General features: G+C 42.3%; 6 protein-coding genes and 3 pseudogenes. 2 read left to right on the top strand and 7 right to left on the bottom strand.

The genetic code is table 11. From position 1 onward, the window contains the following. Positions 1-202: 202 nt before the first annotated feature. Together nadE and C3Z13_RS03935 are read right to left on the bottom strand one after the other, a co-directional pair. Entirely contained in the window at positions 203-940 is a 738-nt protein-coding gene (gene nadE / locus C3Z13_RS03940) for an NAD(+) synthase (protein WP_103855063.1), read from the bottom strand. A 61-nt stretch (positions 941-1,001) separates the two neighbouring features. Continuing rightward, positions 1,002-2,057, bottom strand: coding sequence for a nicotinate phosphoribosyltransferase (locus tag C3Z13_RS03935; protein ID WP_103855062.1), 1,056 nt, complete (start codon positions 2,055-2,057; stop codon positions 1,002-1,004). 936 nt (positions 2,058-2,993) lie between these two features. On the opposite strand from C3Z13_RS03935, the gene C3Z13_RS03930 reads away from it, so the two are divergent. Continuing rightward, a complete protein-coding gene (locus C3Z13_RS03930; protein ID WP_245872535.1) occupies positions 2,994-3,950 on the top strand; it encodes an MFS transporter in 957 nt (318 codons plus the stop codon). Between the two features lie 54 nt (positions 3,951-4,004). Here C3Z13_RS03930 and C3Z13_RS03925 read toward each other — a convergent pair. The 3 genes and pseudogenes from C3Z13_RS03925 to C3Z13_RS03915 all read right to left on the bottom strand — a co-directional run bounded on the left by C3Z13_RS03925 (position 4,005) and on the right by C3Z13_RS03915 (position 7,445). Then, positions 4,005-5,310, bottom strand: a pseudogene (locus tag C3Z13_RS03925) (sodium ion-translocating decarboxylase subunit beta). A gap of 13 nt (positions 5,311-5,323) precedes the next feature. Next, positions 5,324-7,166 (bottom strand): annotated as a pseudogene (oadA, locus tag C3Z13_RS03920) (sodium-extruding oxaloacetate decarboxylase subunit alpha). A gap of 24 nt (positions 7,167-7,190) precedes the next feature. Continuing rightward, positions 7,191-7,445, bottom strand: a complete 255-nt coding sequence (locus C3Z13_RS03915) for an oxaloacetate decarboxylase subunit gamma (RefSeq protein ID WP_103855060.1) — start codon at positions 7,443-7,445, stop codon at positions 7,191-7,193. A gap of 188 nt (positions 7,446-7,633) precedes the next feature. Between C3Z13_RS03915 and C3Z13_RS03910 the strand changes: the two are divergent. After that, positions 7,634-9,547: pseudogene (locus tag C3Z13_RS03910) on the top strand (ABC transporter ATP-binding protein). A gap of 147 nt (positions 9,548-9,694) precedes the next feature. On the opposite strand, the gene rarD reads toward C3Z13_RS03910, so the two are convergent. Then, positions 9,695-10,579 carry an EamA family transporter RarD gene (gene rarD / locus C3Z13_RS03905; protein WP_103855059.1) on the bottom strand — a complete coding sequence of 295 codons (885 nt, stop codon included), beginning with the start codon at positions 10,577-10,579 and terminating at the stop codon, positions 9,695-9,697. A 35-nt stretch (positions 10,580-10,614) separates the two neighbouring features. Then, on the bottom strand, positions 10,615-11,133 hold a 519-nt coding region (locus C3Z13_RS03900; RefSeq protein ID WP_245872534.1), incomplete at its 5' end, for a LysR substrate-binding domain-containing protein.

The raw sequence follows: 11,133 nt of genomic DNA, 5'->3' as shown, positions 1-11,133 counted from the left end.
ATCAATGTATAAGCAATAATATAAGGTAATTAAAGATAGTAAGAATTGGTAGTAGACTTAATAATGCTTATTTGATAGTAGCGCAGGTGAGAAGGAGTGCATACGACAAATTCTAATGTAATATTTAGATTTGTTTTATAAACTCCTTGAGAAGAAGAGCATAATTGATATAAAGAAAACAGATGCAGTGATGCTTTCCACATTATGGCAACTTAGGTTTTACAGGTGAAGCAGGCAATCTACGTTTATGGTGTGAGCGTTGATGCCAAAAATCAATTTGTTTTCTGCCTTGTGCGGAGATAGGTTCACCGCGTAAAAAGGCATCAATTTCTTGATAAGTTACGCCCATTTCTTGTTCGTCTGTTTGCCCTTCCCATAAGCCCGCACTGGGGGCTTTAGTGAGGATTTGTTGAGGCACATTCAATAGCCTTGCTAGCTCATAAACTTGTTCTTTGCGTAAGGCTAATAAAGGGGCAATATCCACACCGCCATCACCAAATTTGGTGAAATAGCCCGTAAACCATTCTGCAGCGTTATCTGTTCCCACTACAATGGCTTGGTGGCTTTGCGCGTAAGCATAAAGTGCAAGCATTCTCAAACGGGCTTGTACATTGCCTTTGATCACGGCTTGGTGTTGTGCATTTTGATTGAATAGTGGAGACATCGAATCCATAAAACATTCATACAGTGGTGTGATAGGAAGCGTTAATAAAGGGCATTTGGCACTTTCAGCAACTAATTTGGCATCTTCTACATCTTGCGTGCTGGTTGTGGCAGAAGGTAGTAATAGGCCTTGCACGGACGCGCCTGTACGCATTAATAAATGGCTGACCACCGCAGAGTCAATTCCGCCGCTAATGCCGACCACATAGCCAAGGGCATTATAATCTTGTCGTTGTTGCTCAACCCATTGAATTAAATAGGCTAAATAATCTTTCATTGGACTTCTCCTTACTATAAATATTCATAACTGTTCCCAATGTTTGGGAGAGAAAAACGTGCTAAAAATGTACCGTACTTAAGCGTGGATTAACACGGTAGTGTCTTCCCGCTTTTGCTTGTGCTTTGCCGTTTAAACGTACACAATCCCCAGTAAAATCAATGGAGATTTTGAGCAAAGAGGCACCGATGCCATAGTAATCCACAGGGGCATTTTGTTGTTCAAAATGTTGTACTTTCTGTTGATTAAAACCACCACTCACCACAATTTTCACCCATGGAAAGCCTGCTTGATCTAGTTGATGACGCAGTTGTTTGATTAATGGCACATTAACGCCACGCAAATCCTCTTGTCCAAAGGTTTCTTGGTGGGTAAGGAAGTAGCGATCTACCATATTGGCGGAGGTATCAACGCGCACCGCATAGAGTTTTTCACCGAAGTGTTTTGCTACTTTTAAACTATCGGTAATCACATCATTGTTGTAATCAACCAAAGCGGTAAGGGGAGAATTAGGATAGACTTGCATATAGGCCTCGCAAGCCTGAATAAGGTTGCCATTAAACAGTTGAATAAGGGAATGTGGCATTGTGCCTACGCCTGTTCCGCCTTGGTATTGGTGCATTGCATCGGTGGCTTGCATTGTTGCCCCGCCAATATAGGCGGCGTAGCCATCAGTGGGTTGCAAGGTAAAATAATCATTGCGGTCGCCCATAAAAATAATGGGTTTTCCGTTGGCGGCGTTGAGCGTTTCCCGCACATTGGTGGCGATGGAGGTGCAACGACTTAGAATGCCATCAATAATCCCTTCGAGATAGGCAAAATCCTCATAAAATCCTTCAACAATTAATACGCTTTCAAAGGGGGAGATTACGTCGCCATCATTTAATGCCCAAATTTTCAATCCTTCAGGGTTCCGTGCAAAACGTTGTAGTAAGGCGATGGCTTCATCAACACCACATAAAATGGCCTGTTTTTTTTGGAAGAATTGCATTGTTACCCATTGTTTTGGCCTCTTTTGTTCCGCAATGTGCTTTGCTTTTAGAAAATAGCTCGCGGAAAAGTACCCTTCTCCTATCTTTTCATCAAAATTAAAGGTTTGAGATGGTCGTCTTGTGATATTTACTTTCTCTTTTTAAGTGTTTTTCTTTGCTCATAGTAAAATGGATAGTAAGTTATTTATTATGTATATTGTGTGCTACATTTTTGCGATTTACAACAAAAATATTTCATAGAAAAGAGCATTTTGATAAGCAGAGATAACACTTGAGGGCTGGTTGTGGTCTTGAGTGATAAAAAATGGTTGGATAGTAACTTTTGTTATATTGCTTGTTTCATTTTAGGAGGCGGGGATGACGAGAGTGAACAAAAAGATTGACAATCGTTTTTTTAAGTTTCAAGAGATAGAAATATATGCATAGTAATAGATAGATAAGGGCTATAAATCATAAGTATTATGCAAATCCATGATAAAAAGCTATCTTATTCCTATAAGATAGCTTTAGATTAGTCTATTTTTCTAGCAGCGATTTACTGATTCTATTACATGGTTCACAGTGACTTTCATAGATTTTATTTTTTGAGTGGTTGTATTCTTTTTCATCTTTCTCTTCTGTGTCGGTTAAATCGCGATAAGAGTTTGTTTGCAAAACAAGCTTTTTTGTCATTTCTGAAATTAAAATGGTTGTCAAGAGGTTTTTATGAAAAAAATGCAGCTTAAGAGAAGGATGTAATTTTGAAGTACTCTAATAGTACATGTTTTTCATTATATGGAAATAGATTGTACAGTATAGACGATCTAGAAAAATATTATTTTAATATTTTAGATAATAGGTTTTTTTGATATGTCTATACTTGATGATGAAATATAGATTTTTTTTTGAGATTTATTATTTTTTACTGAACAGAAAAGAGTTTACTCCAATAGATTTTTATAAAGGTGTAAATTGTAACAGGGGGGATGCTTCTTTTGGAAAATTTTTCCGCGTGAGCATCAAGACTTTTCTGCTAAATGTATGTTATTTGTTTTTTAATGTTGCATATATCAAATCTGATAATGGCATTTAGTGCTTTTATTATTTTTGGTTTTGCGCTTGCATTAATTTCTGGCGCCGATCGTGCTTTGTTATATGATGATTTACACTATCAAAATAAGCAACAACATTATCATAAAATCTTCGGATTATATAATGCACTTTCTATTGGTGCTTTGGCTTTCAGTTCTTTCATTGGCGGGTGGATTGCGGATCAACAATATTGGGACTGGTTTTTTTATTTAGGTATTGCCGCACAATTGGTTGCGTTTGGGCTAATGATGACGGTAGGGGATGTTTATCAGGCGCAAAAAACGCAAGGTGAAACCGTGGTAGCTGCTGATGGGGCAGTTAATCTTCAAGAAACAGAAGTGCGGTCGAAAAAAGCGTTATTTTTTATGCTCATTGCACACCCCGTTGCTTTACTGATTATAGTTATCGGGATTTTACAAGGCGTATTCAGCTCCATTGTGTTGTACTACCAAGAAATATTAGCAGAGTTTTCCATTAATATGGCATTAATTGGATTAGTGTACTCGGGGTCATTTATTTTTAGTGCTTTTTCATCGGTCATTTCAGGGCATATTGCAGAAAAGATTACGGAGCAGAAATCCATTATCATTTTCTTAGTAATGCTATGTTTAATGTTAATGGTGAGTTATGTTTTCCCTTCTGCCTCAATGATGATAATTCAATTTGTATTCTTATTAATTTGTTATGAAATTATTGATACCTCTTTAAATGTCATTTTAAATCATCGTATTGCCTCTGATCAGCGCAGCTTTTTACAGTCTGTAGCAAATTCTTTAGGTTCTTTAATTATGGTGGGTACTTTTGGACTTATCGGCTATTTTTCTGAGCAATATGTGTTAAGCAAATTGATTACGCTGTATGCTATTTTGGCGGCAGCCATTGCTTTGGGATTGTTTATATATTATTTGCGTAGGGAAAGAAAATCCATAACCATTCATGAAGAATGAAGTAAAATGTGTGAAGTAAAAAAGCCACCCTAAGGTGGCTTTTTTAATGTGCTTTTACATAATAGCTGAAATATATTTCAACATTACCCCAGCAGCGATGGCAGATCCAATAACGCCTGCGACGTTTGGCCCCATTGCGTGCATTAGTAGGAAGTTTTGGTGATCGGCTTCTAAACCAATTTTATTGGCAACGCGCGCGGCCATTGGTACGGCAGAAACCCCCGCTGCGCCAATTAATGGGTTAATTGGATTTTTGCTAAAGCGGTTCATTAATTTCGCCATTAATACGCCAGATGCGGTACCGATAGCAAAGGCGATCATACCTAATAATAAAATCCCGAGAGTTTGTGGTTGGAGGAATTTATCCGCCACCAATTTTGCCCCAACGGAAAGCCCTAGGAAAATGGTAACGATGTTGATCAGCGCATTTTGTGCGGTGTCGTTTAAGCGTTCCACCACGCCACTGACGCGCATTAAATTACCAAAACAGAACATTCCTAATAATGGCGCAGCATCAGGTAAGAGCAACGCCACCAGTACTAATAGAACAATCGGGAAAAGAATTTTTTTCGCGGTTGCTTACAGTACGCAGTTGCACCATTCGGATTTTGCGTTCTTGCTGTGAAGTGAGCGCTTTCATAATCGGCGGCTGAATTAATGGCACGAGCGCCATATAAGAATAGGCTGCCACGGCGATTGCACCTAATAATTCAGGGGCGAGTTTGCTCGCAAGATAAATGGCGGTTGGGCCGTCTGCTCCACCAATAATGCCGATTGCGGCAGCTTGTGGCAGGGTAAAGTCGATGATACCCAGCCAGTTTAAGCCTAATGCGCCCAACACCGTAGCAAAGATACCAAACTGTGCCGCTGCGCCCAATAAGAGCGTGCGTGGATTGGCGAGCAGTGGGCCGAAATCCGTCATCGCACCCACGCCCATAAAAATAATGAGCGGAGCAACGCCATATCCGATCGCCACTTTATAGAACAATGCCAGCACACCTGCGGTATAGCCCATATCGCCTGCCATCACTTCCAACTCATTTTGCACAGACGGCAAAGCGTTGTTAAGTGCGGTCTTAATGGCGAGAGGATCTGCCACTGTGCCGAGTTTCTCCGCGATTATCGCCAGTTGCTGGCTTGTGCCATTGTGCAACAGATTATCCAACGCAGTCATTGCCAGCCCTGCTTCTGGGATATTAGAGAGCAATCCACCAAAGCCAATGGGTAGCAATAACAGGGGTTCAAATTTGCGCGCAATGGCAAGCCATAAGAGTAGCAGGCTGACGGCAATCATCACCGCCTGCCCCCACTCTAGGTGCATAATGCCCATTCCACGCAGTAATGACAAAATACTTTCCATTTTTACCCCGCACTTATGCAATCGTTAATAAGGTATCGCCCACGGCAACGGCATCACCAGCTTTCACGCGGATATTTTGCACCGTTCCCGCACTTGCCGCACGAATTTCCGTTTCCATTTTCATCGCCTCAAGAATGAGCAACACATCGCCTTCCGCCACTTGTTGCCCCTCGGTTGCCACTACTTTCCAAATAGTGCCTGCCATTGGCGCATTCACTGGCGTACCATTTGCTGCTTGCGGTGTGGCTTGCGGCGCGGCAGGCTGTGGTGCGGTTTGTGCAGGTTGAGCTGGTTGAACTGATGGTGTTGCAGCTGGGGTGATTTGATTAATATCGCCGCCCTCGCTCACTTTCACCACAAAGGCTTTGCCCTCTAATTCCACCGTATAAACCGCTGCGCCACCGGCAGATTGGTTTACAGGTGCGGTGGTTTTTTGCGAAGTTTTTTGGTGCTTGTTCCACCGTTGGTGCAGGCTCAAAGGCATCAGGGTTGCCACGATTTTCAAGGAATTTCAGCCCCACTTGTGGGAACAATGCCACAATAAGCACATCGTCAATTTCATTATCAGACAGTTTGATGCCTTTCTCTTTGGCTTGCTGTTTGATTTCGGCAGTGAGTTTTTCCATTTCAGGCTCAAGGTGATCCGCAGGGCGTGAGGTGATTGGCTCTGCACCCTCTAACACGCGTGCTTGCAATTCAGCATTCACAGGGGCAGGCGTGCGACCGTATTCACCTTTCAAAATCCCTGCGGTTTCTTTGGCGATGGTTTTATAACGCTCACCCATTAGCACGTTGATCACCGCTTGTGTTCCAACAATTTGCGAGGTTGGCGTTACCAATGGAATATAGCCCAAATCTTCCCGCACTTTTGGAATTTCTTGCAACACTAAATCCAGTTTGTCAGAGGCATTTTGCTGTTTGAGCTGGCTTTCCAAATTGGTGAGCATTCCGCCCGGCACTTGTGCCACCAAAATACGGCTATCTACGCCTTTTAATTGGCCTTCAAATTTATGGTATTTTTTACGAACTTCGCGGAAATAGGCAGCAATTTTCTCTAATTTTTGAATATCTAGCCCCGTGTCATATGGCGTGCCTTTTAAGGTGGCCACTAAGGCTTCGGTGGCGGGGTGTCCGTATGTGCCACTCATTGAAGAAATGGCAGTATCTACGCCGTCCACGCCCGCTTCAATGGCTTTCAATAAGGCCATTTCTGCCATTCCCGTGGTGGCGTGGCAATGAAGATGAAGTTGCACATCAAAGCGTTGTTTGATTTCGCTAACTAAGTGATAGGCTTCATTTGGTGTGAGAATGCCCGACATATCTTTGATCACAAGGGAATCAATACCAATTTCTAACAGTTGTTCTGTGGTATCAAGCCAAGTTTGTAAAGTATGCACGGGGCTTGTGGTATAACTTAGTGTGCCTTGTGCGTGGCCGCCATTTTTGCGTACCGCTTTCAATGCTTGTTGCATATTACGCGGATCATTCATTGCGTCAAACACACGGAACACGCTCATTCCGTTATGCACGGCACGTTCCACAAAGCGATCTACCACATCATCAGCATAATGACGATAGCCAAGCAAATTTTGCCCACGCAATAACATTTGTAATGGGGTTTTTGGCATTGCTTTTTTGAGTTCACGCAAACGCACCCAAGGATCTTCCCCTAAAAAACGAATACAAGAGTCAAAGGTTGCACCGCCCCAAGCTTCAAGCGACCAATAGCCAATTTCATCAAGCTCAGCAGCAATAGGTAACATATCATCAAGGCGTAAACGGGTCGCAAAAAGGGATTGGTGTGCATCACGCAACACAACATCAGTTACGGCAATTTTTTTCTTTTCAACAGTCATTGTATTTTCTCCAAATTAATCAATTTAAAGCCCTTGATTACGGCGATGATGAGCAATCGCCGCCACAATAATTGGGCGTAATCTTTCTAAATCATCTGTTTGAGTGGATGGTGCTTTTATCGGGGAAGGCTGGGTGAGAACAGGCTCAGGAAAAAAGCGGTTTACCAGTTTCGACATTAATCCAATGGCAAAAATTAGGATTAACAAGAAAACCAGCACGAACCCCATTCCTGAAAGCATCAGATTTATGCCTTCTTGCATAAGTTCAGCGTTTGTCATTTTTATACCTCAAAGATGTAAAACTGCATTTTGTATCATATCCTGTTTAGGTTATAAAAAAATTGAACTAGATCACATTGTTGAAAATGGTTTTTGAAAAATTTCCAATAAAAATTTGGAATGATTGGCAATTTTTATAAAAACGTGGAAAATAACCCTTTTGTTGATCAGAGATAAACCGAAATTTAATGATTTTATTTACCAATCTTTCGCTAAAACGTGGACAAACGACCTTACTAGAAAATGCCAATGCCACCATTAATCCGAAGCAAAAAGTGGGCTTGGTGGGCAAAAATGGCTGCGGTAAATCTTCGCTACTTGCCTTATTAAAAAAAGAAATCAGTGCAGAGGGCGGTGAAGTGAATTACCCCACAAATTGGCAACTGGCTTGGGTGAATCAAGAAACCCCATCTCTTGCCATTTCCGCCTTGGATTATGTGATTTTAGGCGATCGCCAATATGTGGCATTACAGCAACAGTTAGAGCAAGCCAATCAAAACAATGATGGCAATGCCATTGCACGCATTCACGAACAGTTGGATACCATTGACGCGTGGACGATTCAATCCCGTGCCGCATCATTATTAAACGGCTTAGGTTTTAGCCAAGCAGAATTAAGCCAGCCTGTGAGTGCCTTTTCTGGCGGTTGGCGTATGCGGTTAAATTTAGCCCAAGCCCTATTATGCCCTTCCGATTTGCTCTTGCTTGATGAGCCAACCAACCATTTAGATTTAGACGCGGTAATTTGGCTGGAACGCTGGTTGCAACAATATCAAGGCACATTGGTGCTGATTTCTCACGACCGCGATTTTCTTGATCCTGTGGTGGATAAAATTCTGCATATCGAAAATCAAAAAATTAACGAATACAACGGGCGATTATTCTTCTTTTGAAAAACAACGGGCGGAAAAATTAGCCCAACAAACCGCGTTATACCGTCAACAACAGCAAAAAGTGGCTCATTTGCAAAAATACATCGACCGCTTTAAAGCCAAAGCCACTAAAGCGAAACAAGCCCAAAGCCGAATGAAAGCCCTTGCCCGAATGGAGCTTATCGCCCCTGCTTATGTGGATAATCCATTTACCTTTGAATTTCGTGAGCCGCTGGCGTTGCCTAATCCATTGCTTTCAATGGAGAAAGTCAGTGCGGGTTATGAAAATAATGGGCAAACCACGGAAATTCTGAAACAAATCAAATTAAATCTCGTCCCTGGTTCACGCATTGGTTTGCTGGGTAAAAATGGTGCAGGGAAATCCACGCTGATCAAATTATTAGCGGGAGAAATCACCGCACTTTCTGGTAATATTCAGCTCGCAAAAGGCGTACAGCTTGGTTATTTTGCGCAACATCAGCTGGATACCTTGCGCGCGGAAGAAAGCGCCCTTTGGCATATGCAGCAGCTCGCCCCACAACAAACAGAACAACAATTACGCGATTATCTCGGCAGCTTCGCTTTCCACGGCGATAAAGTGAACGAACAAGTCGCTCATTTCTCGGGTGGCGAAAAAGCACGCTTAGTGCTAGCGTTAATTGTTTGGCAACGTCCGAATTTACTGTTGCTCGATGAGCCAACCAACCATCTAGATTTGGATATGCGACAAGCCCTCACCGAAGCCTTAGTGGATTATCAGGGTTCGCTGGTGATTGTTTCCCACGACCGCCACTTATTACGCAATACCGTTGATGAGTTTTATTTGGTTCACGATGGGCAAGTAGAAGAGTTTAAAGGCGATTTAGACGATTATCAAAAATGGCTCAACGAACAAAATAGCCAAAGCCAACTCTCTGGCAAAACAGAAAGCAATAAAGAAAGCTGCAGCCAAAATCGTAAAGAGCAAAAACGCAAAGAAGCGGAACTTCGCCAACAGCTCGCGCCATTGCGAAAATCTCTCGCCCAATGGGAAAGCAAAATGGAAGCTCTATCACAAAAGCTGGCAGACATTGAGCAACAGCTCGCCAACGGTGATCTGTACCAAGCTGAAATGAAAGAAAATCTCACCGCACTTTTAAAAGATCAAGCGGAATACAAAAACAGCTAGACGAAGTCGAAATGGAATGGTTTGCCGTGCAGGAAGAGATTGAAACGATATTAGGCAGTTAAACAAAGTGCGGTGCTTTTTTTAGGATTTTTTGGGGCGAATGATTCGCCCTTTTGTTTCTTTATATTAAGGATAGTCTGTTGCGATAAAAACTCCGCAAAATCCCACCGCACTTTATATTTCCTTTTGTATGGAAAATATGAGGGCGTTTAGGAAATGGGGGGAACTGTTTTTCGTTGCATTGCTCGTAATCCATCAATGATGATCAGCCCCATACCGATCATTAAAGATAAAAAGAGCGGGTAATTTTCGGCGTCAATATTTTCTCCGATGAATAGCGAAACGGCGAGCATCATTATGGGTTCAGCGTAGCCAAGTAATCCTAGTACGTTGATAGGCAATAGGCTGCTGGCAACAATGTAAGCATTAAAGGCAATGCCGCTGAGCAAGCCAAGAAGAAATAATAACGATAAAATATTCGGATTAACCAACCGCACTTCTGCGATGTTTACTTGCGCGGCGAAATAAATACACACAGGCAAGGTCAATACCATCTCAATGGCAAAACTGGTGATGTCGTTAAAGCCGAACCATTTGCGAACCATAAAATAAACGGCGTAAGTGCAAACGGCAATGCTTTCCCAAGAAAGTCCGCCCTTTGCGCTAATGTTAAAGGCGATGCCGATGGCGGCGATGATGATGGCAAGAAATTTCATCGGAGAAATGCTTTCTTTGAAGAAAATTCGCCCTGCTGCCACTAAAACGAGGGGCAGTAGCAAATAGCCAAGGGAAACGCTCAATGCGCCGCCGTTGTTTGGCGCCCATAAAAAAAGCCACATTTGAAATCCCATAATGCTGCCGTTAAATAGAAAAACCAGCAATAACCAAGGCTGCGATTTGATGCGTTTTAGGTGAGCGATCAGCATATATTTTTGGCGAAAAATAAACACCGCAGCAATCACAAAAGGTGCAGTAAAAACAACACGATAGCCAAAAATATCTTCGCCACTTAATGGCAGTAATAATGTGGAAAAATAATAAATATAGCCAAACAACATTGAGGCTAAAAGAGAAAAACCGATACCTTTTACCATAATCCACCTAAAATTCACCAAATTCTTACCGCACTTTACCCCAACATTTGCCAAAATGCACGAACTAAGGGCAAATTTAGTAAGTTCTTTTGTACGCAAATCCCTAAATCGAATGGCTGCACGGGAATATCAATCTCTAAGGTGGAAACCTGTAAATTAAGCGGGCCGTTTTGGATCACAATATCAGGCAATAATGCTACACCGCAACCAAGCGCCACCATTGATACAATCCCTTCGTGTCCTGATACGGTGGCGTAAATTTTCGGGTGTTTGATTTTTTTCTGTTGAAACCACTGATCAATCCGCTGTCGAGCAGGCCCTTCCACTGGCAAAATAAAGGGGATTTCTTGCCAATCAATGGGTGTTTGCTGCAATAATTGCGTGGTGGCACAGGCTACTCGTGGCGCAATGAGGGAAAGGGTTATGTCATCAATATGATGAAATATTACATTTTGTGGCAAGTGCGCGGGGCGTCCAGCTAGGGCTAAATCAACTTGTTGACGCTGAATAAAGTCAAGTGCCATCGCAGGATCGCCAGTGGTTAGCTGAATTTC

Origin of the sequence: Avibacterium endocarditidis, assembly GCF_002921145.1 — a bacterium.
Taxonomy (GTDB): domain Bacteria; phylum Pseudomonadota; class Gammaproteobacteria; order Enterobacterales; family Pasteurellaceae; genus Avibacterium; species Avibacterium endocarditidis.
This window is presented reverse-complemented; position numbering and strand designations above follow the sequence as displayed.

Bases quoted from the DNA above. Each gene is read 5' to 3' on its own strand.
- C3Z13_RS03915 (WP_103855060.1), bottom strand. From the start codon at position 7,445: ATGACAAACGCTGAACTTATGCAAGAAGGCATAAATCTGATGCTTTCA.
- rarD (WP_103855059.1), bottom strand. From the start codon at position 10,579: ATGGTAAAAGGTATCGGTTTTTCTCTTTTAGCCTCAATGTTGTTTGGC.
- C3Z13_RS03930 (WP_245872535.1), top strand. From the start codon at position 2,994: ATGGCATTTAGTGCTTTTATTATTTTTGGTTTTGCGCTTGCATTAATT.
- nadE (WP_103855063.1), bottom strand. From the start codon at position 940: ATGAAAGATTATTTAGCCTATTTAATTCAATGGGTTGAGCAACAACGA.